General features: G+C 62.7%; 30 protein-coding genes. 11 read left to right on the forward strand and 19 right to left on the reverse strand.

All coding sequences use genetic code 11. The annotated features are described in order from the left end of the window. Window positions 1-152 precede the first annotated feature (152 nt). The 3 genes from NLM33_RS06250 to NLM33_RS06260 all read right to left on the reverse strand — a co-directional run bounded on the left by NLM33_RS06250 (window position 153) and on the right by NLM33_RS06260 (window position 2,535). Window positions 153-1,313, reverse strand: coding sequence for a glycoside hydrolase domain-containing protein (locus tag NLM33_RS06250; RefSeq protein ID WP_254095243.1), 1,161 nt, complete (start codon window positions 1,311-1,313; stop codon window positions 153-155). A 717-nt stretch (window positions 1,314-2,030) separates the two neighbouring features. After that, window positions 2,031-2,171, reverse strand: coding sequence for a hypothetical protein (locus tag NLM33_RS06255; protein ID WP_254095244.1), 141 nt, complete (start codon window positions 2,169-2,171; stop codon window positions 2,031-2,033). A gap of 214 nt (window positions 2,172-2,385) precedes the next feature. Beyond that, a complete protein-coding gene (locus tag NLM33_RS06260) occupies window positions 2,386-2,535 on the reverse strand; it encodes a hypothetical protein (protein ID WP_254095245.1) in 150 nt (49 codons plus the stop codon). 257 nt (window positions 2,536-2,792) lie between these two features. On the opposite strand from NLM33_RS06260, the gene NLM33_RS06265 reads away from it, so the two are divergent. After that, complete coding sequence (locus NLM33_RS06265) at window positions 2,793-3,065, forward strand: hypothetical protein (protein ID WP_371929909.1); 273 nt, start codon at window positions 2,793-2,795, stop codon at window positions 3,063-3,065. A gap of 162 nt (window positions 3,066-3,227) precedes the next feature. Further along, window positions 3,228-3,398 (forward strand): hypothetical protein, encoded by a 171-nt coding sequence (locus NLM33_RS06270; protein WP_254095246.1) that lies wholly within the window; start codon window positions 3,228-3,230, stop codon window positions 3,396-3,398. 273 nt (window positions 3,399-3,671) lie between these two features. Here NLM33_RS06270 and NLM33_RS06275 read toward each other — a convergent pair whose 3' ends face one another. The 4 genes from NLM33_RS06275 to NLM33_RS06290 form a co-directional block, all read right to left on the reverse strand. Then, window positions 3,672-4,472: a transglycosylase SLT domain-containing protein gene (locus NLM33_RS06275; protein WP_254095247.1), complete on the reverse strand. Its 801-nt coding sequence runs from the start codon at window positions 4,470-4,472 to the stop codon at window positions 3,672-3,674. Between the two features lie 140 nt (window positions 4,473-4,612). After that, window positions 4,613-5,347: a hypothetical protein gene (locus NLM33_RS06280; RefSeq protein ID WP_254095248.1), complete on the reverse strand. Its 735-nt coding sequence runs from the start codon at window positions 5,345-5,347 to the stop codon at window positions 4,613-4,615. A 161-nt stretch (window positions 5,348-5,508) separates the two neighbouring features. Continuing rightward, the gene (locus tag NLM33_RS06285; RefSeq protein ID WP_254095249.1) at window positions 5,509-5,718 is read right to left on the reverse strand and encodes a DUF2273 domain-containing protein; all 210 of its coding nucleotides are present in this window, start codon (window positions 5,716-5,718) and stop codon (window positions 5,509-5,511) included. 60 nt (window positions 5,719-5,778) lie between these two features. Next, window positions 5,779-6,006 (reverse strand): hypothetical protein, encoded by a 228-nt coding sequence (locus NLM33_RS06290; protein ID WP_254095250.1) that lies wholly within the window; start codon window positions 6,004-6,006, stop codon window positions 5,779-5,781. A 268-nt stretch (window positions 6,007-6,274) separates the two neighbouring features. On the opposite strand from NLM33_RS06290, the gene NLM33_RS06295 reads away from it, so the two are divergent. Further along, window positions 6,275-6,628 (forward strand): DUF6481 family protein, encoded by a 354-nt coding sequence (locus NLM33_RS06295; protein WP_254095251.1) that lies wholly within the window; start codon window positions 6,275-6,277, stop codon window positions 6,626-6,628. A gap of 127 nt (window positions 6,629-6,755) precedes the next feature. Here the strand turns inward: NLM33_RS06295 and NLM33_RS06300 are convergent, their stop codons facing one another. Beyond that, window positions 6,756-6,995, reverse strand: coding sequence for a pentapeptide MXKDX repeat protein (locus tag NLM33_RS06300; protein WP_254095252.1), 240 nt, complete (start codon window positions 6,993-6,995; stop codon window positions 6,756-6,758). A gap of 341 nt (window positions 6,996-7,336) precedes the next feature. Between NLM33_RS06300 and dctP the strand changes: the two genes are divergently transcribed. From dctP to NLM33_RS06315, 3 genes are read left to right on the forward strand one after another with little or no spacing between them, the layout of a single operon-like run. Further along, entirely contained in the window at window positions 7,337-8,359 is a 1,023-nt protein-coding gene (dctP, locus tag NLM33_RS06305; RefSeq protein WP_254095253.1) for a TRAP transporter substrate-binding protein DctP, read from the forward strand. Continuing rightward, a complete protein-coding gene (locus NLM33_RS06310) occupies window positions 8,356-8,910 on the forward strand; it encodes a TRAP transporter small permease (protein WP_254105671.1) in 555 nt (184 codons plus the stop codon). The genes dctP and NLM33_RS06310 overlap by 4 nt, the downstream gene beginning before the upstream one ends. After that, the gene (locus tag NLM33_RS06315; protein ID WP_254095254.1) at window positions 8,907-10,265 is read left to right on the forward strand and encodes a TRAP transporter large permease; all 1,359 of its coding nucleotides are present in this window, start codon (window positions 8,907-8,909) and stop codon (window positions 10,263-10,265) included. The genes NLM33_RS06310 and NLM33_RS06315 overlap by 4 nt, the downstream gene beginning before the upstream one ends. Window positions 10,266-10,282: 17 nt before the next feature. Here NLM33_RS06315 and NLM33_RS06320 read toward each other — a convergent pair whose 3' ends face one another. The 5 genes from NLM33_RS06320 to NLM33_RS06340 form a co-directional block, all read right to left on the reverse strand. After that, entirely contained in the window at window positions 10,283-11,236 is a 954-nt protein-coding gene (locus NLM33_RS06320) for an IS481 family transposase (RefSeq protein WP_254095255.1), read from the reverse strand. Window positions 11,237-11,404: 168 nt separating this feature from the next. Further along, window positions 11,405-12,316, reverse strand: coding sequence for a hydroxymethylglutaryl-CoA lyase (locus NLM33_RS06325; protein ID WP_254095256.1), 912 nt, complete (start codon window positions 12,314-12,316; stop codon window positions 11,405-11,407). A gap of 7 nt (window positions 12,317-12,323) precedes the next feature. After that, window positions 12,324-14,327: an acetyl/propionyl/methylcrotonyl-CoA carboxylase subunit alpha gene (locus tag NLM33_RS06330; protein WP_254095257.1), complete on the reverse strand. Its 2,004-nt coding sequence runs from the start codon at window positions 14,325-14,327 to the stop codon at window positions 12,324-12,326. A 2-nt stretch (window positions 14,328-14,329) separates the two neighbouring features. After that, window positions 14,330-15,934 carry a carboxyl transferase domain-containing protein gene (locus NLM33_RS06335; protein ID WP_254095258.1) on the reverse strand — a complete coding sequence of 535 codons (1,605 nt, stop codon included), beginning with the start codon at window positions 15,932-15,934 and terminating at the stop codon, window positions 14,330-14,332. Between the two features lie 74 nt (window positions 15,935-16,008). After that, on the reverse strand, window positions 16,009-17,181 hold the full coding sequence (locus NLM33_RS06340) for an isovaleryl-CoA dehydrogenase (RefSeq protein ID WP_254095259.1): 1,173 nt from the start codon (window positions 17,179-17,181) through the stop codon (window positions 16,009-16,011). A gap of 103 nt (window positions 17,182-17,284) precedes the next feature. Here NLM33_RS06340 and NLM33_RS06345 point away from each other — a divergent pair, with 103 nt between their 5' ends. Further along, window positions 17,285-18,313, forward strand: a complete 1,029-nt coding sequence (locus NLM33_RS06345) for an AraC family transcriptional regulator (protein WP_254095260.1) — start codon at window positions 17,285-17,287, stop codon at window positions 18,311-18,313. A 56-nt stretch (window positions 18,314-18,369) separates the two neighbouring features. On the opposite strand, the gene NLM33_RS06350 is transcribed toward NLM33_RS06345, so the two are convergent. Together NLM33_RS06350 and NLM33_RS06355 are read right to left on the reverse strand one after the other, a co-directional pair. After that, window positions 18,370-18,867: an Lrp/AsnC family transcriptional regulator gene (locus tag NLM33_RS06350; protein WP_254095261.1), complete on the reverse strand. Its 498-nt coding sequence runs from the start codon at window positions 18,865-18,867 to the stop codon at window positions 18,370-18,372. A 124-nt stretch (window positions 18,868-18,991) separates the two neighbouring features. Beyond that, complete coding sequence (locus NLM33_RS06355; protein ID WP_027527719.1) at window positions 18,992-19,297, reverse strand: ETC complex I subunit; 306 nt, start codon at window positions 19,295-19,297, stop codon at window positions 18,992-18,994. Window positions 19,298-19,586: 289 nt separating this feature from the next. Here NLM33_RS06355 and NLM33_RS06360 point away from each other — a divergent pair, with 289 nt between their 5' ends. Further along, the gene (locus tag NLM33_RS06360; protein WP_254095262.1) at window positions 19,587-20,765 is read left to right on the forward strand and encodes an OpgC domain-containing protein; all 1,179 of its coding nucleotides are present in this window, start codon (window positions 19,587-19,589) and stop codon (window positions 20,763-20,765) included. 25 nt (window positions 20,766-20,790) lie between these two features. Here the strand turns inward: NLM33_RS06360 and NLM33_RS06365 are convergent, their stop codons facing one another. Then, complete coding sequence (locus tag NLM33_RS06365; RefSeq protein ID WP_254095263.1) at window positions 20,791-20,985, reverse strand: hypothetical protein; 195 nt, start codon at window positions 20,983-20,985, stop codon at window positions 20,791-20,793. A 318-nt stretch (window positions 20,986-21,303) separates the two neighbouring features. Here NLM33_RS06365 and NLM33_RS06370 point away from each other — a divergent pair, with 318 nt between their 5' ends. Continuing rightward, on the forward strand, window positions 21,304-21,477 hold the full coding sequence (locus NLM33_RS06370) for a hypothetical protein (protein WP_254095264.1): 174 nt from the start codon (window positions 21,304-21,306) through the stop codon (window positions 21,475-21,477). A gap of 305 nt (window positions 21,478-21,782) precedes the next feature. Here NLM33_RS06370 and NLM33_RS06375 read toward each other — a convergent pair whose 3' ends face one another. Next, on the reverse strand, window positions 21,783-22,157 hold the full coding sequence (locus NLM33_RS06375) for a hypothetical protein (protein WP_254095265.1): 375 nt from the start codon (window positions 22,155-22,157) through the stop codon (window positions 21,783-21,785). A 398-nt stretch (window positions 22,158-22,555) separates the two neighbouring features. After that, the gene (locus NLM33_RS06380; RefSeq protein ID WP_254095266.1) at window positions 22,556-23,017 is read right to left on the reverse strand and encodes a hypothetical protein; all 462 of its coding nucleotides are present in this window, start codon (window positions 23,015-23,017) and stop codon (window positions 22,556-22,558) included. A 420-nt stretch (window positions 23,018-23,437) separates the two neighbouring features. Between NLM33_RS06380 and NLM33_RS06385 the strand changes: the two genes are divergently transcribed. After that, on the forward strand, window positions 23,438-24,472 hold the full coding sequence (locus NLM33_RS06385) for a hypothetical protein (protein ID WP_254095267.1): 1,035 nt from the start codon (window positions 23,438-23,440) through the stop codon (window positions 24,470-24,472). A gap of 24 nt (window positions 24,473-24,496) precedes the next feature. On the opposite strand, the gene NLM33_RS06390 is transcribed toward NLM33_RS06385, so the two are convergent. Continuing rightward, window positions 24,497-24,643, reverse strand: a complete 147-nt coding sequence (locus NLM33_RS06390; RefSeq protein ID WP_254095268.1) for a hypothetical protein — start codon at window positions 24,641-24,643, stop codon at window positions 24,497-24,499. Window positions 24,644-24,691: 48 nt separating this feature from the next. On the opposite strand from NLM33_RS06390, the gene NLM33_RS06395 reads away from it, so the two are divergent. Continuing rightward, window positions 24,692-25,273, forward strand: a complete 582-nt coding sequence (locus tag NLM33_RS06395; RefSeq protein ID WP_254095269.1) for a hypothetical protein — start codon at window positions 24,692-24,694, stop codon at window positions 25,271-25,273. The last annotated feature ends 36 nt before the right edge of the window (window positions 25,274-25,309 follow it).

Below are 25,309 nucleotides of genomic sequence, written 5' to 3' on the forward strand. Positions count from 1 at the left end.
GCCTTGCTATCTCATAGCCGACTGGGATTTCAGTGCCCGGTTTTGAGACAAGAGCGCTGCCGGGGGGACTGGCATTTCGAGCCCGGCAGCGCTTGTCTATCGATGCTTCTCCGGCATCAGCTCGTAGGATGGGTCGAGCGCCATCCTACGCGCTATCGCAAATCATCGTACGGATCGTAGCTCGCATCGGGATACCAGTCACCGGAGAACAGGCGAGCCTGGCGTCCCAGGCTCGCGCGCTGGACGTGATCGTCATCGATGAACGTGTGAACGCTGCCAGGGGTACCCCAGTCGCCTCCCCAAATCAGCCTATGATGCTTGGCGAGCGATCCCAGCAGCGAGAAGTCGCCCTTCCAAGATGGCTGACCATTGATATCCTTGACGAGATCGCAAGCGAGCCCGAAGTGGTGGACGCCGACTTGCCTGAGCTTGGTTGCGCCTTGATTGAACAATGCGATCTGACGCGCCTGGCTGCGATAGGTTTCAAAGATCATCAACTTCAGGCCATTTGCCCCAGCGTCGTCGATGATTGCTTGTACGAGCTCCCTGGTGACAGGCTCCAGAAGCTCTGGATCTGCGATCCGCTTCGAGCTGTTGAACCGAGGATCGCTCATAATGACGTCAGTATAGAAATTGCCTCCGCCAGCGGTTGCTCCGCCAGCGCGGACCGCGAACAATGGCGCGGCAGCGCCAACCGCCGGCGCGCCCGCGACCGTGCACGCACCGAAATCGACCTTGGCTTCATTGACGTCGACGCTCAGCCCATCCCAGTTCTGATCGAGCGGCGTGGTCTGCGCGAGGTTCCAACGTCCCGAGCGATAGAAGTCGCGCGTTCCCGCGAAGGACTTTGAGGCCGACAACCACGTGTAAGAGCAGATCCCTTCGTTCAGAAGGGTCTCGCAGACAATGCCGTCGCTGTAGACGCCGAGCTGATATTTCGTCCCGATCGCTTGCCTGACGCCGGCGAAGTAGTCCCTGATGGCAGGCAGGTCGGACTCGACATAACCGTTCGGCAGCCCCTCTACTGCGAAATAGATTGGTGTTCCTGCGGGCTGACCAATCTCGGTTGCTTGCGCGAGCGCATTCTGGCCGTCAGTCTTTCCCTGCGCCACAGTCAGGGTGAGGTTGTGGCCCCGGTCTTCATAGACCGTGAAAATCTTGATCCCTGCCGCGCTGAGCCTTTGCGCCTCCGCCTCCGTGAGACGCCACTCCGGATGAACCACCCGATAGTAGCGGCCGACGGCGGTGACGCCTCGGGCCCGAAGCGTGTCAATCGCGTTAAGACAATTGGTGTTCGTGTCGATCACCGTCATCGTGCCCCCCCTCGGCCTGCGGCCACATTGGTCCGTTTCCTCGAAACGAACGATAAGGGGCGCCCGCGGTGGATGATTGTGAACTGTCTCACAATCTTTCCGGGATTTGTCCGTGCCGCTACTGCACCTTCGATCCGTGAAAATACGTTGTGGCGCGCAAACAACGCCCTACGAAAGAAAGATGAAGCGTCACACCTCACGATTGCCGGCGATTCAGCGAATCACTTAGACCGCAAGTGGGGCTGGGAAGCGGAGAGTAGAATGAGAGTCGCTTCCTTGGAAAGTGTACTGGCGGCAGCCAGTTTGGTCTTGGGTATCGTCATCGTGTTGTGGGGAATCAAGATCTTCTACGGCGTGTAACGTGTAAACAGACAGGACGCAGGCGTCGAACAAGAGACCATCGATAGGTCCACGACAGGCATCCCTTCCGCGGCGGCGGAAGCCCTGCTGTTTTTCGTGAGCCGACGCGCGTTCCGGATGACCGCTACGTCACCAGGATCTCTTCCCGCTTCGACCTCACCTCCGCCTTGACCCGGTTCAGCAACGTCACGCCGACGTCGCCGCCGTTCACCCGGGTGAGCTCCCACCCATGAAGCCGTGCCCCCCTGGCAAAGCGCTACCGGTAATATAGTACAGACGTCCGGGCCCCGTCCTACTTTGCATGGGGTTGTTTTCGCAAAAATGCGCGAGGCCTGGGCGGTGGGCGGATCTGGAGGATCACTTTCGCTGGCCGACCGATTGCGAGGGGTGCGTCGAAAGTCTCTCGATGGCAGCCTGCTGTGCCCGTTCGCCAAAATGAATGCACAGGAAGAGCACGAAGCCCGCCACCGCAACGATCGCAAACCAGGCGACGCTCATGCGCGCCTGCTTCGAGCGAAGTGGTCGAATCGAAGATCGCCGCATCGTCGGCGTCCGTCGTCGTCGCGATCAGAAACGGCCTCGGCTGGTACGGGGGGCATCATACCGAGGCCGCCATTCCCGCGTGCCGACAGTCGGCGGTCGTCGGCACAGCAAGGCAAGTCGGTCAGGAGCCAACGGTTCCATAACGCCGAGGCCCGGTCGCGGGACGCCCCTACTCGGCGTCGCTCTCACGCCGCTGGCGCGCGAGCTGATGCCACGCCAGCGCAAGCCGGATCAACCGTTGCCGGTCGGCGCCTTCGGAGGCCGCAGCGCGCTTCATCAACGCCTCGGCTTCACTCTCGGGGTCATACTCCGTGCTCATGACGCCGATCATGACTCGCGGAAGTGGACAATGGTTTGACAATTCGCCCCGTATGAATGCGGGGACGTCGATGCCATCCTGCGGATAATCAGAACAGTCGGAGGCGGCGCAGGCCCCCCCGCAGGTTTGGTTAACGCCGCAGCGCAGCAAGATGCGGGCGACAATGACTTCCGGCCTTCGGCCTTTGAATTGGCACTGGCTTTGCTCAGGCATGCCCAATCAGCCAGACCCGCCGTGGGTCTGTTTCACAGTGAGGCATGACCATGCAGCCGATGTCCCGCTTCGAAGCGACCGCCACCACGCAACTCCACGCCTTGATCGCCGACCTGCGCTGGAGGGTTCAACTCCTGGATGCAGACATCCAGGAAGAAGAGCGTAAGGCCGGCGTGTTCGATCCTGCGAACCACGCCTATCCGATGCTGGCCCTGACGTTGCGGGGACGCCGCGACAACCTGCAGGCGACGGTTTCGACCCTGCAACGGCAGTTCGAGGCGATGGCCCCCTCGACCGACTGGAGCCGGGCCGCCTGAACCGGCGAGCACCTGTTGACGACGGTTCACGGATAACGGCCGCGATTGTGAATTTAATCACAGAGGCGGCGCGATTCCTCGGCTAAAAGGCAGGCCGTGCGGCCGCGCGACGTTGCGGCCGCGGGTCACGCAACGACACATCAACGGACACCCCTGCCCGCCATGACGCACGAAGCCGAAGCAGCAGCCACGGACGCGGACGCACAGGCGCCGCGCCGGAGCCGCGATCTGCTCGGCGTGGCCTATCTCGCGACCATCGGCGTCGTCATGGTCGCCTGGATCGGCGCCCTGATCTGGGCCGGAGTGGCAGTGGTGAGTTGGCTGATCTTCTAGAAAATATGTTGCGCCAGTTGCGCGGCCTTGATGCTGCCGCACACGATCATTCCCCAAAGCGCAACGCTGATCTGGATAGCGTCCAGCATGTCCCGTTTCCCCGTGAATCAGTTCAATCGCTTTTTTTCTTTGATCAAAACCGCGAACTGGCCGGGAGCGCCAGAGAAAATTTCAGGCAGTTGTTGTGCGTCGCCACAGGAAGCACAGCGCTCGGCGAGCGCCCCTGTCTGCATGCCCGGAAATGATTGAGACGTAGGCAGCTACGCAGATTGCCTAACGCGACGCCACCCGCCGCCATCTGGTCTCGATCCGCGCCTTGATCGCGCGGACGCGCGCTTCATGCGCGGCCCAGAATGCGCGGCTGGCCGCCGCCGTGCCGTGCTTGTAGGTCGCATAGACGTCGGTCGGCTTGACCGGTGATGGACGTGCTTGCGGTTTCGCGCTCGCGACGGCCCGCGCGGGCTCGGGATCCGGCGCTACGGCCGTCGTCGCACCCGGTGTCGCGAACGGCGAGCTCATCGCGATGAGGCGGTTGCGCGCGCGATTGCAGTAGATCACGGAGCGCGCCGTCATGGTCTCTTCGCCGTGCCCGGCGCGGTATTTCATCAGCGCGCGGCACAGGTCGCCCTGGGCCAGCCGCCAGGCCCTGGCGAGATAGGTCACGCCGTAGTGGATATTGATGTCGGGTCTGGCGAGCTCGGCCGTGGTGCCTTTGAAGCCGAGCATGGCCGCCGTCTCGGGTCTGACCTGCATCAGCCCGATCTCGCCGACGCGGCCGATCACCGTGGAATCGTAGCGGCTTTCGACGAAGACGACGGCTTCCGCGATATCGGGCGGCAATTTCGTCTTCGCGGCCTCCTTCTCGATCAGCGCGCGAACGGACGCGCGCGCCGGAAACGGCTCGGCATCCGCGGCTGATGGAGCTTCGACACTGTCCGACATGACCGCGCCGGTAACATCGAGCGCGGCCGCCGCGTCATCCGCCGCGCCTGCGCGCACCGGGCCGGCCGCGAGCACCACCAGGCAGAGCGGCGCGGCGTACAGGACCCATGACAGGCGCGTGCAAGACCTCATCGGCGCTTCATAGCTGAGGCCAGTTAACAACGCTTGTCGGCAAGCCCGCCCCGCGATCGCGCCGCAATCCGAAGCAGCGTGTCAAACGAAAAAGGCGGGCCTTGGGCCCGCCTCGGTCAGATCATGGATTGATCCGCGGATCAGTAGCACGCGCGCTGATCGGCAAGCACGTACTGCCCGCTCGGATAGCGGTAGTAGCAATTGCCCTGCGACCAATAATAGCCCGGCTGCGACGCAGCCGTTGCGCCGGCGATTGCTCCGGTCGCACCGCCGAGCACGGCGCCGGCGGCGGCTCCGGTCGCGTTGCCGGAGATCAGCCCGCCGAGCACGCCACCGACGATGGCCCCGCCGAGCGCACTCGCGCCCGGGTCTGCCGGAGCAGGCGGTGGAGGCGGCGCATAGGCCGGAGGTGGCGGCGCATAGGCCACCGGCACGTCATCGATGTACTCTTCGGAGATGTAGGCGGGCGGCCCGTCCATGCGCTCCGGATAATAATACCAGGCGCCGCCAACGTCCCACCACCAGCCATAGCGGCCATTGTGGTTCTCATGCCGCCAGCGTCCGCCGTCCCAGGCGAGATTGCCGCGATAGGCGTGTCCACCCCAGTCGCGCTGCGGCACCGGCCCGCGGGCCACATAGCGCCCCTGCGGCGGTCCGCCGGCCGGACCCTGGTGCACACCCTGCGGCGGTGCAACTCGCGTGGCCTGCTGCGGCGGCGCGACTCGCGTGGGAGCATTGGCGTGTGGCGGTGCGCCCGCACCCGGCCGCTGGCCCCCCCTTTCTGGGTTCGAATCCTGCGCCTGCGCCGAAAGCGCGAGCAGCGACACGGCCGAAACCAAGGGAATGATAATCTTCATCCGGCTGGATGCACGCATTGGTGCCTACCCCTTACCTCTAGCTCTCATCTGTCGTCGCCGTGGTCCGGACGCCCGACAAAGTCGGACTCCAGTTGATGCCGGCGGACAAAGCTGATCCCGTTGATCAGCGATGTCCCGTTACAAATGATTAAGATCACGGCAATTTTTCGTCCGCCGCGTTAGCGCGCCGGCTCGATCACGTTGCAATTCGTGCGTCCCGACATCAGGCAATCCTGCATCTTGCTGGCGGCGGTGAGATCGCGCGCCAGCCAAAGGCCGACGCCGAGGATGACGACGGCAATGATCAGTCCGGCGATGGCGCCGCGGCGATTATCGCCGGGCGGCCTTGGCTGCGGCTTTGATTGCGAGTTGGGCTGGGTATCGGGCATGGCAGGGGAAGCCGTGAATTGCTGCCCTTACCATCTCTGCGGCGCCACGTCACACCACATTCAGGGCTTGGGTGCGCGGAGTGCCACCTTGTTCGATGCCGAGGTGGCCTGCTGCACCCGCGGCGCGCAGGTCGTGAGTACAAACGCCGTCTGGCTGCACTGCCATTCGGCGCCGAGCAAGCCGCTCTCGACCGGTTTGGGCTGGGCCAGGTAAACGACGATGCCGGCGAGCGCCACTGTCGCAAATGTGATCGCGAAAGTTCGCAAAGACACCCGGAAAATAGTCATCGCCGTAGCTCCGTTCGTCTCGGTGCGGACACTAGGCGCCGCCCCCGTGCTCCCTTGTTAGGGGGATCACAATTCGGCAGTTTTTCCGGACTACGAAAGATCGGCGATTCCAGCGATTTTTCGCGACCTGATAGGCTGCGATTATGGGTGGCTTCGCGACGCGCATAGATGTACACGCTTGTTCGTCGCGCGGCGCACGTTTGTTCGCGACCGCCGCACCCGCAGGCGTTGATGTAGGATTGAAAGCGAGGAAGACAAGGCTCGTTCGATGAGTGGATTCAGGGAACCCGGCTTCGCAGACCGGCAAAAGGCGGCACTGGAAGCCCGCAAAAATCTTTTGAACAAATTCAAATCGCAGCCGGGGCAAGACGACCCCGGGGTCGCGGCGCGGCGTGCCGAGCGCGAGGCGATTGCCGCCAAGCGTGCCGAGATAAAGTCGGCACGCGAGGCAGAAAAAGCCGAGCATAGGCGCCGCGAGGAAGAAGCCGCGGCCGCGGAGGCCGCGCGGATTGCGCGCGAGGCTGAGGAAACGTCCGCCAAACTGGCCGAGCTCGAAGCCGAGCAGAAGGCCAAGCGCGACGCGCGCTACGCCGCCCGCAAGGCCAAAGGCAAGCGGAAGTAGCGTCACACCGGAGCGATGCGACGAGACCGCGCCAAGCACGAGTCCAACCGTATCGAGTCCACAATGTGTCATTGAGCATTCCGGGGCTCGCGCCGTCGCGCGCCCCGGAATGACGATGTCGGCGCGATCAGTTCTTCTTCATCATGCCGTCGTCTTTCTTCATCCCGTCCTTGGACATCGTGTCCTTCTTCATGCCGTCATCCTTCGACATGGAATCCTTCTTCATGCCATCCTTGGACATCGTGTCCTTCTTCATGGCCTCGTCCTTGCCCATCTTGTCTTGAGCGAAGGCAGCCGGCGCAAGCGCCAGGCTGAGCGAGAGAGCGGCAGCGGAGACGCCGAGCGCGATGCGGGTGCGAATGGTCATGGTTGATCTTCCCTTCGAGGGTGATGGTTGCCAGCGACGGATGCCGCTACTCCTGCTCGACGGGACGGCGGGCATGTTTGTTACGCGAGCGGCCGAATTTTTTCCGAGCCCTTGCCCCGTTTCCGTGTTCAGCCCGACACAATTTTGCCGGCGTGAGCCATGCTAGTGCGCGGAACCTGAGGAACGAGTGTGCAGCGCAGCATCAGCGCCCCCGCGACTTGCCGCCGCATTCGCTCTCGAACTATCAGATTAGAGAATATCGGGCGAAAGACCGGCTAGGATGTGCCCAAACGCCGGCCTCAAGACCCAATCATCAAGAACCGTTCAAGGGGATCAAATCCATGTTCACGCGACGTCACCTTCTCGCGACGGCTGTTGCCGCGCCCGCCATTCTCCGCTTCAGCATCGGGACCGCGCATGCCGCGACCACGCTGAAGATTTCGCACCAATTCCCGGGCGGCACGATCGACAAGGGCGACTTCCGCGACCGTCTCTGTCGCATGTTTGCCGCCGAGGTCGCCAAGCGCAGTAATGGCGACATCGCCGCCGAGATTTATCCGAACTCCTCGCTGATCAAGACCAACGCGCAGTTCTCAGCAATGCGCAAGGGTGCGCTCGATATCTCGCTCTATCCGATGCCCTATGCCGGCGGCGAACTGCCGGAGACCAATATCGGCCTGATGCCGGGCCTCGTTACGACCTACGACCAGGGCATGCGCTGGAAGAAGGAGCCGGTTGGCAAGGCGCTCTCCGACTTCCTCGCCGACAAGGGCATCATCCTGCTCTCCTGGATCTGGCAGGCCGGCGGCGTCGCCAGCCGCTCGAAGGCGATCGTTGCTCCCGAAGATGCCAAGGGCATGAAGGTGCGTGGCGGCTCGCGCGAGATGGACATGGTGCTGCAGACCGCCGGCGCGTCCGTCCTCTCGGTGCCCTCGAACGAAATCTATGCAGCGATGCAGACCGGCGCTTGCGATGCCGGCATCACCTCCTCCACCAGCCTGATCTCGTTCCGCCTGGAGGAAGTCGCAAAATCGCTGACCTCGGGCGCGGGCGCCTCCTACTGGTTCATGCTCGAACCCCTGATGATGTCGAAAGCGATCTTCGACAAGCTGCCGAAGAACCATCAGAGCATTTTGCTTGCGGTTGGCACCGAGCTCGAAGCCTTCGGCCGCAAGGGCGCCCAGGATGACGACGTCGAGGTCGCCAAGGTCTACGCGAAGGCCGGCGCCAAGGTCAGCGCGCTCGATGCGGCAACCGTCGGCAAGTGGCGCGAGATCGCCCGCGATACCGCCTGGAAGGACTATGGCGCGAAGACCGCGACTTCGGCGAGCCTGCTCAAGCTCGCCTCCGAAGTCTCGGCCTGATGCACGGTCCGCTTCCGGATCGTGACGACCCGGTCGATGCCGCCGCACGCCACGGGCTAGCGGCGGCGCTCGATCGCGTGCTCGCCGTCCTCAACAGCATCATCGTGGTGCTGGCCGCACTCGCGCTGGTCGCCGCCTGCGCGATCCTGAGCTACAGCGTGCTCAGCCGCGCGCTCTTCAAGGCCGCCAATTACTGGCAGGACGAGGCGGCCGTTTTCCTGCTGGTCGGCGCCACCTTCATGACGGCGGCCTATGTGCAGCAAAATCGCGGCCATATCGGCATCGAGGCCTTTGTCGGGCTGTTGTCGCCGCTCGCGAACAGGATCCGGCTCTGGCTGGTCGACGCCGTCACGCTGCTGTTCTGCGCCTTCTTCACCTGGAAGTCCTGGACTCTCACCCACGAGGCCTATGTCGACGGCCAGGTCTCGAATTCGATGTGGTCGCCGCCGCTCGCCATTCCCTACGGCCTGATGGCGCTCGGCATGAGCCTGCTTTGCGTGCAGATCATCGTGCAGCTCGCCCTTCCCTTCACCGGAGCCAAGCGCCGATGAGCGTGTTCGGTATCGGCCTGTCCTATGGGCTGGCGACGCTGTTTGCGATGTTTTCCGGCATGCCGATCGCGTTCGCGCTCGGCGCGGTCGCGGTCGTCTTCATGGGCATCTACATGCCCGCGGCCTCGCTCGATACGGTGACGCAGAACGTCTACGAGGAAATGGCCTCGATCACGCTGCTGTCGATCCCGCTCTTCATCCTGAAGGGTGCGGCGATCGGCAAGTCGCGCGCCGGCCAGGATCTCTACTCGGCCCTGCATGCCTGGCTGCATCGCGTGCCCGGCGGCCTCGGCGTCGCCAACGTCTTCGCCTGCGCGCTGTTCGCCGCGATGGCCGGCTCCTCGCCTGCGACCTGCTCGGCGATCGGCTCGGCCGGCATTCCCGAGATGCGCAAGCGCGGCTATTCCGGTGGCTTTGCCGCAGGGATCATCGCCGCCGGCGGCACGCTCGGCATTCTTTTGCCGCCCTCGATCACCATGATCCTGTTTGCGGTCGCCGCGGAAAAATCGCTCGGGCGGCTCTTCCTCGCCGGCATCGGCCCCGGGCTTTTGCTGGTCAGCCTGTTCGGCGCCTATGCCGTGATCCGCTTCCGCCAGGAATATGCTGCGGCCGAAGCCGCCTACAACAAGGGCGGCCCTGAGGCTGCGATCCTGACCCGCGATGAGTTCACGCTCGCTGAACGTTTCAGCGTGCTGCCGCGCGTCATTCCGTTCGTGCTGCTGCTCACAGGCGTCATGATCGCGCTCTATGGCGGCTATGCGACGCCGTCGGAGACTGCGGGTCTGGGCGGTCTCCTCGCGCTCGCGCTGATCGCGATGATCTACGGTGTCTGGCGGCCGACCGATCTCGGGCCGATCATGAAGTCGACGATCCGGGAATCGACCATGTTGATGATGATCATCGGCATGTCGCTGCTCTATTCCTACGTGATGAGCTATCTGCACATCTCGCAGTCGGCCGCCGAATCCATCGTCGCGATGCATCTGCCGCGCTGGGGCCTGCTGTTCGCGATCCTCGCCATGGTGATCGTGCTCGGCTTCTTCCTTCCGCCGGTCTCGATCATCCTGATGACCGCACCGATCATCCTGCCGCCCTTACGTGCCGCCAATTTCGACATCATCTGGTTTGGCGTCGTCATGACCATCGTGATGGAGATGGGGCTGATCCACCCGCCAGTCGGTCTCAACATCTTCGTCATCCGCAATGTCGCGCCTGATATCCCCCTGAGCGAGGTGATCTGGGGCACGCTGCCCTTCGTGCTGTTGATGATGGGCGCCGTGCTCCTGCTGTGCTTCGTGCCGGAGATCTCGACCTGGCTGCCGGACCTCGTGATGGGGCCGGATGGGAGCAGGTGACGCTGCCGTAGGGTGGGTTAGCTGTGGAATCTCAGGAGGTCGTCCTCGTGGAGAGCGAGGCGGCTGATAGGTGGTTTGGATTTGAGGCTGCCGTGCGGGCGATGCCAATTGTAGTGATGGAGCCAGATCGGCAGGTCCTTGGCGCGCTGATCGGAGGTATCGTAGGCACGAGCATAAGCCCACTCGCGCAGGGCGGTCTGGATGAAACGCTCGGCCTTGCCGTTTGTCTGCGGCCTGTAGGGTCTGGTGAAGATGTGCTTGAGACCGAGCTTCCCGCATGCCCTGCGGAAGGCTTTGGCGCGATAGCAGGAGCCGTTGTCGGTCATGATGCCGGTGACCTTCATGCCGAGGCTCCGGTAGGAGGCGACGGCGTCAGTGAGAAAGGCGATGGCGCTCTCCTTCCTCTGATCGCGCCGGATTTGGGTGAAGGCAAGGCGCGAAGTGTCGTCGATGGCGACGTGGACGAACTCGTGGCCAGCGCCGCGGCTCTCGCCCTTCTGACGATCGCCGGTGATGCGGTGTCCGGGTCTTACGAATCTGCCGAGCTTCTTGATGTCGATGTGGATGAGCTCGCCGGGACGCCCGCGCTCGTAGCGGCGCACTGGCTCGACCGGCTCCAGATCGCGTATCCGGCTTAATCCCAAGCGGCGAAGAATGCGGCTGACGGTGGCTGGTGACACCTTGACCTTGGCGGCGATCTGCTTGCCGGTGTGGCGCTGCCGGCGCAACGCTTCGACGGCGGCGCACGTGGCTGGCGGGGTTTGGCTTGGCGATGAATGAGGTCGCGACGAGCGGTCGCGCAAACCCTCCACACCTTCCCCGCGGAACCGCCTGATCCACTTGGCGACGGTCTTGGGTGTCGTATTGAACTGATGGGCTGCGTCGGCCTGGCTCAACCCGCCTTCCACCACGCTTCGCACCATCGCCTCTCGACCTTTGGGCGTCAAAGGCGCATTCTTGTGGACGTTCATCTGGTCTTTCCCTGGAACACTGAAGCTTCGCAACCTCAGCTTCCTCGGTTCAGACCAGATGGACAACCTCCTGAGAGACCAAAGTTAGCCGAAGGCGTAACCCACCTCTTCTGTCACCGCAGGCAAAGAAAGTGGTGGGTTACGCTTCGCTAACCCACCCTACGCTTCCTACGCCGTCGCCCGCTTCTTCTTTGCGTTCAGCGCAGACGCCACGCGGCTCACCGGAGGCTTGCCCAACACGCTGCTCATCTCGTTTGTGGCCGCGAGCAGCTTGTCCATGTCGATACCGGTTTTGATCCCCATGCCCTCGAGCATGTAGACGACGTCTTCGGTCGCGACATTGCCAGTCGCGCCCGGCGCATAGGGGCAGCCGCCGAGGCCGCCGGCGGCGGAATCGATGACGCGGATGCCCTCCTCCATTCCCGCATAGAGATTGGCGAGTGCCTGGCCGTAGGTGTCGTGGAAATGCATCGCGAGATGGGAGGCCGGGATATTCGCGGCAACCGCGCGCAGCATGTCCTTCGCCTTGGTCGGCGTGCCGACGCCAATGGTGTCGCCAAGCGAAATCTCGTAGCAGCCAAGATCCCACAGCGTCTCGGCGAGATCGGCGACGGCTTTCGGCTTGATCTCGCCGTCGAAGGGGCACCCCAACACGCAGGAGACATAGCCGCGCACCCTCACGCCGTCGGCCTTGGCGCGGGCAACAACCGGCTTGAAGCGCTCGATGGACTCGGCGATCGAGCAATTGATGTTGGCGCGCGAGAATCCTTCCGAGGCCGCCGCGAACACGGACACAACCTTCGCGCCCGCTGCACGCGCGGCCTCATAGCCCTTCTCATTCGGCACCAGCACGTGGAATTCAGCATTCGCCACGTGGCCCACGCCGCGCAGCACGGCGTCGGAGCCGGCCATCTGCGGGATCGCCTTCGGCGAGACGAAGGCGCCGACCTCGACGGTGTGAAGGCCGGCTGCGACCAGCGCCTCGATGAAGGCAATGCGCGCCTCCACACCGACCGGCGTCTTCTCGTTCTGAAGGCCGTCGCGCGGCCCCATTTCGATAATGCGGACCTGGTCGCTCATATCTTGCTCACTCGCCGATCGGCTCGACCTCGGCAAGCTCGACGCCCTCCTGCACGATGTCGCCGACCTTGCACTTGATTGCTTTCAGAACGCCGGCAAACGGCGCGCGCAGCGTCTGCTCCATCTTCATGACTTCGAGCGTCAGGATTGCCGCGCCCTTTTCGAGCTCGGCACCCTCCTCCGCGAGCACCGCCACGACCGTGCCCGGCAACGGCGCCGCGATCTTGTCCTCGCCGACATGCTCCTCGCTCTCGCCGCCGAACGGATCCACCCAGTGCAGCTCGAACCGCCCGTTGCGGGTGCGCAGATAGAGCTCGTGACCATCAATCACAGCGGTGACCGATGATTTGACGCCGTCGAGCGTCAAATCGAATCCACCCTCTTTCGGCGCCATCGCGAAAGCCAGCTCCCGCTCACCGATGACGAGCGTCGAGGGACCGCTGCCGTAGTTCAGCGAAATCCTCTGCTCCGACCCGTGGCCGACGCGGAAGGCAAAGCTGCGCTGGCGGCGTCCGACCGGCTGCCAGCCAAAGGTCCGCCAGGGTGAATTCGCATCGTCTTGAGCGGTTCTACGTTCCTCATTGACGATGGCTGCAACGGCCGCACACAACTCGAGCTCGCCGGGCGCAGCGCCCACCGCGGTCAACCCAGCCAGCTCCCGCTCGATGAAGCCGGTATCGATCGCGTTCGATCGCACCTTCGGATGCGTCATCAGCGCCGAGAGGAACGGAATGTTCGTGACGATGCCGCGGACGTCGGAATTCTCTAGCCCGCGGTTCAACCGCTCGATCGCCGCATCCCGCGTCGGCGCCCACGCGATCATCTTGGCGAGCATTGCGTCATAGTAGGGCGAGACAGTATCGCCTTCACGATAGCCGGCGTCGATGCGCAAGCCGCCGGCGTCCTCGGGTAAACGCCAGGTCGAGATCCTGCCGACCGAGGGCATGAAGTTCTTGGTCGGATTCTCCGCGTAGACACGCGCTTCGATGGCGTGCCCGTTCAGGCGGATATCATTCTGCTTCAGCGGCAGCGCCTCGCCGAATGCAACGCGCAACTGCCACTCGACAAGATCGATCCCGGTGATCAGTTCGGTCACGGGATGCTCGACCTGGAGACGCGTGTTCATCTCGATGAAGAACACGTCCTTGCCGTCCGAAACGAACTCGATGGTGCCGGCGCCGACATAGTTCACCGCACCGGCCGCCTTGCGCGCGGCGGCGCAGACGGCCTCGCGCTGGGTGGCATTCAGCGTCGGCGACGGCGCTTCCTCGATCACCTTCTGGTGCCGTCGCTGGAGAGTGCATTCGCGCTCGAACAGCGACAACAGATTGCCGTGGCTGTCGCCGATTACCTGGACTTCGATATGACGGGGATTGTCGACATATTTCTCGATCAGCATCGTGTCGTCACCGAACGCGGCTTTTGCTTCCCGCTTGGCGCTAACGATCGCAGCTCCGAGCTCGGCGGCCGAGCGTACGATGCGCATGCCGCGGCCACCACCGCCCGCGGAAGCCTTCACCAGCACCGGAAAGCCGATCTTGTCGGCAGCCTTTGCGAGCGTCGCCTCGTCCTGCGCCTCGCCGTGATAGCCCGGCACCAGTGGCACGCCAGCCTTCTCCATCAGCGCCTTTGAGCCCGATTTCGAGCCCATCGCCGTCATCATTCCGGCAGTCGGGCCGACAAAGACCAATCCGGCATCCAAGCAGGCCCGCGCGAATTCGGCATTCTCCGACAGGAAGCCATAGCCGGGATGCACCGCTTCGGCGCCGGTCTTTCGCGCGGCTTCGATCAGTCGCTCGACGTTGAGATAGCTATCCCGCGCGCGCGCGGGCCCGAGCAGCACGGCCTCGTCGGCGAGCGCGACATGCATGGCGTCGCGGTCAGCCTCGGAATAGACGGCGACTGTGCGCAGGCCCATGGTGCGCGCGGTGCGAATGACGCGGCAGGCGATCTCGCCGCGGTTGGCGATCAGGAGCGTGCGAAAGCGCCGGTAGAGGTTTGAGCGGTCCATCGTCACATCCTGAACAGGCCGAATTTCGTGGGTTCGATCGGCGCGTTCGACGCCGCTGACAGCCCAAGCCCGAGCACGAGCCTCGTATCGGCCGGATCGATCACGCCGTCGTCCCACAGCCGTGCCGTCGCATAGTACGGATGCCCCTGGCTTTCATATTGCGCACGAATGGGGCTGCGGAACTTCTCTTCCTCTTCCTTGGACCAGCTCTCGCCCTTGGCCTCGATGTTGTCGCGCCTGACCTGGCTCAGCACCATCGAGGCCTGCTCGCCGCCCATCACGGAGATGCGCGCGTTCGGCCACATCCAGAGGAAGCGCGGGCTGTAGGCGCGCCCGCACATGCCGTAATTCCCGGCGCCGTAGGAGCCGCCGATCACCACGGTGAACTTCGGCACCGAGGCCGTGGCGACCGCCGTGACGAGCTTGGCACCGTCGCGCGCGATGCCGCCGGCTTCGTATTTCTTGCCGACCATGAACCCGGTGATGTTCTGCAGGAACACCAGGGGGATACCGCGCTGGCAGCACAGCTCGATGAAATGTGCGCCCTTCAGCGAGCTCTCGCTGAACAGGATGCCGTTGTTGGCGATGATCCCGACCGGATAGCCCCAAATATGGGCGAAGCCGCAGACCAGCGTCGTGCCGTAGAGTTTCTTGAACTCGTCGAACTCCGAGCCGTCGACGATGCGCGCGATGATGTCGCGGACGTCGAAAGGCTTGCGGCCGTCGACCGGCACGACGCCGTAGATCTCTTCCGCCGCAAACAGCGGATCGCGCGGCGGATGCATGTTGAGGTTCGGCCGCGCCTGTGGCTTCAGCGTACCCACGATACGCCGCGCGATGCCGATCGCATGCGCATCGTTCTGGGCGTAGTGATCGGTGACGCCGGACTGCCGCGAATGCACGTCGGCGCCGCCGAGCTCTTCGGCGCTCACGACCTCGCCGGTCGCGGCCTTCACCAGCGGCGGGCCGCCGAGGAAGATGGTGCCCTGATTGCGCACGATGATGCTCTCGTCCGACATCGCAGGCACATAGGCGCCACCGGCCGTGCAGGAACCCATCACGACGGCGATCTGCGGGATGCCCTGCGAAGACATCTGCGCCTGGTTGTAGAAGATGCGGCCAAAGTGCCGCTCGTCCGGAAAGATGTCGTCCTGCATCGGCAGGAAGGCGCCACCGGAATCAACCATGTAGACGCAAGGAAGATTGTTCTGCCGCGCGACGTCCTGCGCACGCAGGTGCTTCTTCACCGTCATCGGGTAGTAGGTGCCGCCCTTGATGGTGGCATCATTGGCGACGATGACGCACTCGCGTCCCGAGATCCGCCCGACCCCCGTGACGACGCTCGCCGAATGCACGTCGCCACCGTACAGGCCATAGGCGGCAAGCGGCGACAACTCCAGAAACGCAGTGCCGGGATCGACCAGGAGATCGACGCGCTCGCGCGCCAGCATCTTGCCGCGCGCGGTGTGCCGCTTGCGCGAGGCCTCGCCGCCGCCGCCGGCGACCTCGGCGAGCTTTTGCCGCAGGTCAGCGACGAGCGCGCGCATTGCCTCGGCATTGCCTGCGAAGTCCGATGATGAAGGATCGATGGTGGAATGGAGCGGCATGTGTCCAGCGCTTCTATTGACGTGGTGAGATGCCGCAACAGGGTGGACCATTTTCGCGGCGATTCCAAATGCGTTCAGGCCGTCTCCGCCATCAGCTCGCGGCCGATCAGCATGCGGCGCACTTCCGAGGTGCCGGCGCCGATCTCGTAGAGTTTTGCATCGCGCCACAGACGCCCGGTCGGAAATTCGCTGGTGTAGCCGACGCCGCCGAGCGCCTGGATCGCCTCGCCCGCCATCCACGTCGCCTTCTCGGCAGAGTAAAGGATTGCGGCGGCAGCGTCCTTGCGCAGCGAGCGCGCGTGACCGCCGCGGTCGCAGGCGCGGCCGACGGCGTAGACATAGGCGCGCGTCGCCTGCCAGGTCGAATACATGTCGGCGAGCTTGCCCTGCATGAGCTGGAAGTCGCCGATCGGCTGACCGAACTGCTTTCGCTCGTGCATATAGGGCACGACGGCATCCATGCAGGCCGCCATGATCCCGAGCGGACCGCCGGACAGCACGGCGCGCTCATAGTCGAGGCCGGACATCAACACCTTGACGCCCTCGCCCACCCCGCCCAGCACGTTCTCGGCCGGCACCTCGCATTCGTCGAAGAACAAGGGATAGGTGTTGGAGCCGCGCATGCCGAGCTTGTCGAGATGCTGGCCGTGGGTGAAGCCCTTGAAGCCCTTCTCGATGAGGAAGGCGGTCATCCCGCGCGGGCCGGCGTCCGGATCCGTCTTGGCATAGACCACCAGCACGTCGGCGTCCCCGCCATTGGTGATCCACATTTTCGAGCCGTTGAGCACGTAGCGGTCGCCGCGCTTGTCGGCGCGCAGCTTCATGGAGACGACGTCGGAGCCGGCGCCCGGCTCGGACATTGCGAGCGCGCCGACATAGTCGCCGGAAATCAGCTTTGGCAGATAGCGCTGGCGCTGCGCGTCGTTGCCGTTGCGGCGGATCTGGTTGACGCAGAGATTGGAATGCGCCCCGTACGACAGGCCGACGGCGGCCGAGCCGCGCGAAATCTCCTCCATGGCGACGACGTGGGCGAGATAGCCCATGTTGGAGCCGCCATATTCCTCCGGCGCGGTCATCCCGAGCAGGCCGAGGTCACCGAAGCGCTTCCAGAGGTCGGCCGGAAACAGGTTGGCCTTCTCGACCTCGGCCGCGCGCGGCGCGACCTCAGCCTCCACGAAGGCGCGCACCGTATCGCGCAGCATGGTGATGTCTTCGCCCAGATCGAAATCGATGCTCGGGATGTTCATGGGCTGCTCCTCCGGTCTTGTCTTGCCCGCAAACCTACCCCCGATCGGGCATTGGGGTCGTCGAAAAGGTTGCATTTCCCGCCATAGTTGGCGAGGATTCGCCATGCCTTTTCAAGCCTCAGCTGCAATTCCTCGCCGCGCCGTGACACCGGCCGCCTTCGTGCGCGGGGTGGTTGCCGCCTACGCCAGATATGGCCGTGATGCGGCTGAGGCGCTAGCCAGGAGCCAGGTGCCGGCGGACCTCCTCGGATCGGCGGATGGGCGGGTCACGGCGGCCCAGTTCGAGGCCCTAGCGGGCCACGCCATGCGCGAGCTCGACGACGAGGCGCTTGGCTGGTTCTCGCGCCGGCTGCCCTGGGGCACCTATGGCATGCTGTGCCGGGCCTCGATCACCGCCCCCAATCTCGAGGTGGCGCTGAAGCGCTGGTGCCGCCATCACCGCATCCTCACCGAGGACGTGCTGTTCGCGCTAAGCGTCGACCGCGACACGGCCGTGATCTCTATTCGCGAGCAGCGCGACCTCGGGGCATTGCGCGAATTCTGTCTGGTGACGCTGCTGCGCTACGTGCTCGGCTTCTCCTGCTGGGCCGTCGATTCCGCGATCGCGCTCCGGGCGGCGGAATTTCCCCATACCGAGCCGCGCCACGTCTCGGTCTATCCAACGATCTTCTGCAAGAACGTTCGCTTCGATGCGGAGCGCGCCAGCATCACCTTCGACAAGCGCTATCTGGCGCTGCCGCTGACGCGCAGCCCGTCCGATCTCGACGGCATGCTGAAGGGTGCGCTGCGCCTGACCGTGCTGCCCTACCGGCGCGACCGCCTGATGGTGGAGCGGATCAGGCGCGTGCTGCGCAGCGCACGCGGCCGGATCCTGACCGCCGACGACGTCGCAAGCGAGCTCGCGCTGTCGACCCGCACCATGCATCGCCGCCTGCGCGACGAGGCAACCTCGCTGCGCGCGTTGAAGGAAGAGGCAAAGCTCGAACTCGCCAGGGAAGCCTTGATGCGCGGCCGCGCGCCGATCAAGCGGATCGCCGAGATCGCTGGTTTTCGCAACGAGAAGAGTTTTTCGCGCGCCTTCCGCAACTGGACCGGCGCCTCGCCGCGCGAGTTTCGCACCAGGTATCGTTAGGCTTGCATGGATGATCATTCCAGCCGCTATCCGCATCTGCCGGGGCTCATATTTGACTAAATGGCGGACGCGCTCGCGACTGCGATGTCCTGCACGGGCAGCGGCATATCCTTCGCAACGCCCAGCACCGGAAAGCTGCGGACGTTCTTCACGTTCGGCATGGCGGCAAAATGCAGGAGCTGTTGCCGCATGCTTTCCACGTTCGGGGCCACGCATTTCAGGAGATAGTCGGTATCGCCGGAGATCCGCCAGCACTGCTGGATGCGCGGTACCGCCGCAACGGATGTCTCGAAGGCCTCCAGAACCGGTTGGGCCTGGCTGCCGAGCTGGATGGCGACGAACGAGACGACCTCGTAGCCGAGGAGCCGTTCGTCCAGAATGGCGCGGACCGCTTTGATCACGCCGCGGCTGACGAGGGATTTGAGCCGCCGCAGGCAGTTCGGCGCGGAGACGCCGACACGATGCGCCAGCTCATTGTTGCGGACGCGGCCGTCTTCCTGGAGCTCCGACAATATCCTCAGGTCGACGCCGTCGAGCTGGTCACGCCCGGCCATACCCACCTCGTCATGATCCCGTCACGCTTCGCCCAGCGAAGCATACGAGAAAATCCATGCCAAGGGCTCGGTGGAGGCTGGCCGCAGCGCGGCAGGTCAGTGCATCCGGATCAGTGCGTCCAGATCAGTGTGTCCAAGGCTCGCCGCGGCGGAAGGAGAAATTGTCGGCATAGGCGACCGGGCGGCGGATCGACTCCTTGGGCTCGATCACCTGGTAGGCGATGCCCTTGCGCTCGCAATAGGCGATCGCCTCCTCCTTGGTCTCGAAACGCAGCGTGATCTGCTGCTTCATGTCCGCCGACGAGGTCCAGCCCATCAGCGGCTCGACCGCGCGCGGCTGCTCCGGCTCATAGTCGAGCTGCCATTCCCGGGTCTTCCCCTTGCCCGACTGCATTGCGTTCTTGGCGGGCTTGAAAATGCGTGCGGTCATTGGACGGCCGGACCCCTTCTACGTCTATTCGGTCTAACTCTATGCGTCACCGAACCTAATGGTGGAAACCACCGGGATAGTATAGAGAACACCGTATCGGGAATTTGAACGGTGATTCCACAATCCTGGAGGTAGCGTTGCCAACGGGTATAGTCATTATGCTGCGCCGTGACAATCTGGCCCCCCGCACACCGCGGACCGGGACCCTGGCCCCGCGGTACGGCTGATCAGCCGGCGCTCGCCGTGCGGCCCTCGTGTTCTGTGTTTCCTCCTCGAAAGTCCGCTTCGAATGGCCTTCCTGAACATCAACGCAACGCTTCCCGAAAAAGGCCGCGACCTCCGGCTGGACCTGTTTCGCGGGGTCGCGAACTGGGCGATCTTCCTCGATCACATCCCCGACAACGTCGTGAACTGGATCACGACACGGAACTACGGTTTCAGCGACGCCGCCGACCTCTTTGTCTTCATCTCCGGCTATACCGCGTCCTTCGTCTATGCGCGGATGATGCTGGAACGCGGCTTCATCGTCGGCGCCACCCGGCTGACCAAGCGCGTTTGGCAGCTCTACGTCGCCCACATCATCCTGTTCGTGATCTATATCGCCGCGATCAGCTATCTGGCGCTGCGCTTCGGCGACTCCGACATGATCGATGAGTTCAATGTCGCCGGCCTCGTCGACAACGCCACCGAGACGCTGCGGCAGGGCCTGTTCCTGCGCTTCAAGCCACTCAATCTCGACGTGTTGCCGCTCTACATCGTGCTGATGGGATTATTCCCGCCGGTCCTGTGGTTCATGTTGCGCAAGCCGGACCTCACGATGGGGCTGTCGCTTATCCTGTGGCTGGCGGCACGGCATTTCGGATGGAATCTCACCGCCTACCCGGCCGGCACCTGGTATTTCAACCCGTATTGCTGGCAGGTGCTGTTCGTGTTCGGGGCGTGGTGCGCGATGGGCGGAGCACGGCGCTCGATGACGCTGATCAACTCGAAGGTGACGCTCTATCTGTGCCTCGCCTATCTCCTGTTCGCGCTGATCATGACCATGGCGGGACGCTTCCCGAACCTCGGCGCGATGTTTCCGGAGTGGCTGTTCTCGGCCTTCAATCCGAACGACAAGACCAATCTTGCGCCCTATCGCTTCATCCATTTCGTCGTGATCGTGATCCTCGTGATCCGCTTCGTGCCGAAGGACTGGCCGGGCCTGGAGTGGAAGGTCTTCGATCCCGTGATCGTTTGCGGCCAGCAGTCGCTCGCCGTGTTCTGCGTCGGCGTGTTCCTGTCCTTCGTCGGCCATTTCGAACTGTCGATGAGCTCGGGCTCGCTGTTCGCACAGCTCTTCGTCAGCATCGCCGGAATCGCGATCATGACGACGGTCGCCTACTACATCTCCTGGTCAAAGCGGCAGGACAAGCCGCTGAAGCCGCCCGCCGCGGCGAAGCCGGCGGCCACCACCGCGAAGGCGGGCTGAGCGAGCAAACCGCGAAGCGGCCGCCTCAGGCCGCTTCGTCCTCGCCATACTCGGTGAATTTCTTGTAGATCCACCGACGGCCGTCGTGGCGGCGCCAGACCTTGCCGTAGACCAACTGCCCGTTGATCGAGCGCCTCGGCACGATGATGGTCCACAAGTGCCAGATCTCGGTCCAACCGGATCGTAAATCGGGGATTTGGGAGCTACGATCGAAAACCATGACGAAAAACTCGCAAGAAACGAAGCGCCGCGATGTCCGTGATGTTGTGTGAGCTACGTTCGCAGGCACAGCGGCAAGCCGCGACCGATTTGATAACAGTCGACAAAATGGCCGCAACACGAGCGTGCGCTTAACCTAACCGATCAACCTTAACTGTCGTGGATGTGCAGGCCGTGGCGGTTGAAAGAAGGCCCGGTCTTTCCTAGAATGGCGTGACATTTGAGATGACCGTGCCGTTTTGAAGCGCGACGATTTGGAACTGAATTTTAATTTTTGAGACGCCTGCTATCCGGGTCGATCGATATGAGTTTGCTCAGCATGAATTTGCTCAACATGAATCTGCAATGCGGCTGTCTGCATCTGGCGATCGTGTATCCGCCGTCGGCGCCGACGGTGAAGGAAGCCGCCGACGAACTCCCCGATGCAGCGAACGACAACGAGACGGTCTGGCCGATCGTCCCGTTTCCGGCGGGCTGGTGCGCGTCGAGCTGAGACAGTCCGCCCGGCCAATTTGTCGGCTCTGAGAAAGCGCGACGCCGCCTAAGCGGAATATCATCGCTTGGCGGCGTCCGTTTAGATATTGGGCGCTGAAATCCCCAATACCCGTATGTCTATTGCGAGCCCCAAAGGTTCGATGAAGCCCTGGTAATTTTGCACGCGGCCGGTGCGCCATCTACCTGAAAAATCGCGCAGAAGTCGCGATGCGCTGCGAAGAAAGACCCAAGGTTTGAACGCGCGCTGGTGCAAGACGCCGGGGCGCGGCGATCGACCGCAACCCCCGGTCCCGCCCCCGTGTCTCACGTGCTCCCGGCGGTTGGACCGAGCGTGCCTTGAGCCGTGTAGGTCTGACCAGCCTGACTGGTCTGACCACCCTGGTTCTGGCCGCCTTGCGCGCTGACCGAGGTTTCGACTTCTGTCGTGCCGTCGGAATAGGTGATGACCGTGGTGGTGATCCCGTTCACGGTCGTGGAGACCTCGCTGACGATGGTTTTGGCCGAACTGCCGCCACCACCGCCCGCTCCGCCACTTCCGCCGGCGGATTGAGAGGATGATGCAGTCGCCGAAGATGACGCCGTCGCCGATGTGGAGGATGTCGCCGAGGAAGAGGAGCTTGCTGCGGACTGAGACGTTGCCGCTGCGCTGGAGGTCGAACCGATCGCCGCGATCGACATGGGAGCCTCGCCTTAGGGAGATGTTGCCGGGCGCAACGCGAGATGCGCGATCCGCCACTTCCTTCAACGCAGCTCCAGCCCGAAGCAGGCGACAGGATCGCTTGGAAAATGTCAGAATCACGGCCTCAAGAGCCGAGGCGGGGCTGGTCGGGGCAGCTGGATTCGAACCAACGACCTGCAGTACCCAAAACGTTTGCATTTGCATTCCAGTGGATAAGCTGCCACATCCTGCAAAATACAAGTCATTGAAATTACTAAGTTTTACTGTTTCACCCTGTTCATACGAATGCAAACAGTCTCACGAAATAGGTACCCGGGGTACCTAGCATCCAGCGCCAGATTGGCGTGGGGCACTCAATCTTCCGCAGCAGGTTCTGGAACCTCAAGAGCCTCCGCAATCACGCGCCGCACATTCCGCACACTGTCCTCCAGGTACGCAAGAAGCCGGAAGCCACGGCTGCCGCCAAGGCGATAACCTCTCTGTCGTCCGCTTCACGAACCTCGTTTTGGTGGGCCTTCGTTCCGTATTCCGATATCGATTGACGCACTGCTGCTATCTTCGCTGCACGAGCCTCGGCCGTTTGCCTATGCGCAATTGAGTTACGCGCTTGGCTCAAGGCCTTGATCACGGCCCAGCCGCGTGCAGCCGGGTCCGGGCAATATGCTTTCGCCAATAAAATTTTGTCTGAAAAGTCGAGCCGCACCTTCCGGAGATACTCGGGCCGAAAGAAGATCAGATCGAGCACCGTGTCGAGGTGACCCTCAACTTCCAGGTGCCCTCTCAAAATGACGTTGGACACGCCATCCACCTCATTCAGGTGGCGGCGGAAGTCCCGAATGAACTCATCGCTTGCTTCCACGGCTACCTCTCAATTAGCCGATTAGTCTGAACCAGTCCTTCACTGTCGGCACCAGCCTGTCGATTTCATCCTCGGACATTGGGCAGCAGTGGGCGATAGGGCCGCGGAGCATGTTCAAGTTTTTGACAATGCGCTGAACGGCTCATTCCGTTCACGCTTTTACAACTGATCGTATACATTACCGTGCGGCAAGCTGCACTGGGAGCAAAAGCCTTGCACATAGGGAAGAGTTGCACGCCACCCGCATGGGGCCTGACTGCCGTTGGCGTCCTCCTACTCTTACTTCGGCGCAACTACACTTTGTTTGTTCAGCCACAATTTTGGGCGGAGGATGGTTTCGTATACTTCGTTGACGATCGCATTCTCAAATCAGGCGCACTGTTTGAACCTTACGCTGGATACCTTCAGCTAAGCTGCCGAGTGATTGCATTCGTCGTCGGCTTCGCTCCACCTTCCCTTGCTCCAAGGCTGTATGATGGCGCATTCGTCGCCGCGGTAGCGTTGACCTGTTTGCTGACCTTCACCTCTCCTGCATTTAAAGGATGGGGTCGAGCATTTGCTACGCTGGCAGTTGTGGGCGCTCCAGTAAGCTCCGAGGTGTTTCTTGGGATGTGCTATACGCAATGGATATTGGCACCTGTTGTGGCGCTTGCATTGTATGAGATACCCGAAAGCCGGACGCGCGCGTGTGCACTGGCATGCGTTTTCTTTCTGGTCGGAGCATCTTCCCCATTCACATTGGTCGCTGCTCCGCTCGTCCTTTGGAAAGCCTGGTCGGAGCGCAGCGGATTTTCGTACGCACTTCTCGCTATCGATGTGCTGCTCGCAACATTTCAGATCCAGGGGATGATCAATCGGTTTGGAGCGGAAGTTTCCAACGTCACAGGTTACTCGAAGCTGCTCGTCTCGATGACCGTCCTATACCGATGGTTGCTCGGGCACAATTCCGATGTTGTGGCCTCCACGGTCGTGGCCACTCTCACTTTGGTTGCGATCGCTGCCTACCTGTGGATCTACCGAGAACACGCGAAACGGCCGGCTCTCTATTTTCTCGGCTACGGACTTGCTCTTTTGTACGTTGGAGCGAGCATCTTGAATCCAGCGATCGATCCGAACCAATGGGGTTCGGGGGCGCGGTACTTCTACTTACCTGTCCTCATGATCATTTGGACATATGTTGCGACCGAACAGTGTTACGAACGAAGCACGCGGTCATTCCGCTGGTCTGCTGGTCTACTGTTGTTAATCTTCGGCATTCATGTCGAAAGCGCGGCCCGTCGATTCGGCGAAGATAACTGGATTGCCACTACCGACTGTCTTGAGGCTAGTGAGACCGCGTGCGCGCTTCAGATCAATCCATCAGATCTAGGACAAGTCCAGATTCCGTCTGACTTCCAGTTGGAACATGAAACTCCTGTTGAGCTTCGGCGATACCGGTGGGAGAGCAGAGCCTAGGTGCTCCGTCCTGAGACCGAGGCACTAGCGGCCGTCCTTCCGGTTCAGCGCCCGCATGATGCCAATACGCGCAAGCATCGTGGGGCCGTCTTTCTCCGCCACAAAGATCAGCACCTCCATTGCGGCTTGCCACTCTGGCGCGTCATGCTCTTTCTTCAGCGGTGTGGACACAGGACTTAGCTCTGTTGTAAACTTACCGTGCACTTTCGCGGGGGCGTCATGGCTGATCCGAAGTGTACTACAGAACCGGAGATCACTCCTTGGCCTGACCGGATCCGGCGCACGGGTGAGTTGAAGATATTCCCCGGTCCGAGCTTCACAGCGAGCGTCTGGGTGAATGATCTTGATCCGGCGATCACAACGATCAATCGGCTTCTCAAGCAGAGCGGGATCAATCTCGCCTTTAAAAAGGCAGATAAGGAGTCGGGCAGCCCGATCATTGCCGAAATCTATCCGGGCTCTGGCCTCCACGGTAGCGCCGCGCTGACAGTTGTAGATTCGAGCAGGGGCACCTCGATGGGTTCGGTGAAGTTACGGGTGCCCGCGACTCCAAAAATCGGCCAGGTTGATGTGGGCAAGCCCGTGCGTCTCCACATTTTGGTGCACGAGCTGGTCCACTGCATCGGCCTCTCCAATTGCGCACACAGCAACGATGATGTCTTCATTGCCAGACCGGTGATTTCGGTCGGTGCGACCCAGGGTGGAAAGGTACTTCCGCTTGATGGTAGCGGCTCGATCCCGCCGCCTAAGCTTGGCGCGCACACGATCGAGAAAATTAAGAAGGCATGGCCGGAGACGTAGATCAGCGCGCACGGTTGAGCAAGCGCTCGACGACCT

Origin of the sequence: Bradyrhizobium sp. CCGUVB1N3 (assembly GCF_024199925.1) — a bacterium.
In the GTDB taxonomy this organism is placed as follows: Bacteria; Pseudomonadota; Alphaproteobacteria; order Rhizobiales; family Xanthobacteraceae; genus Bradyrhizobium.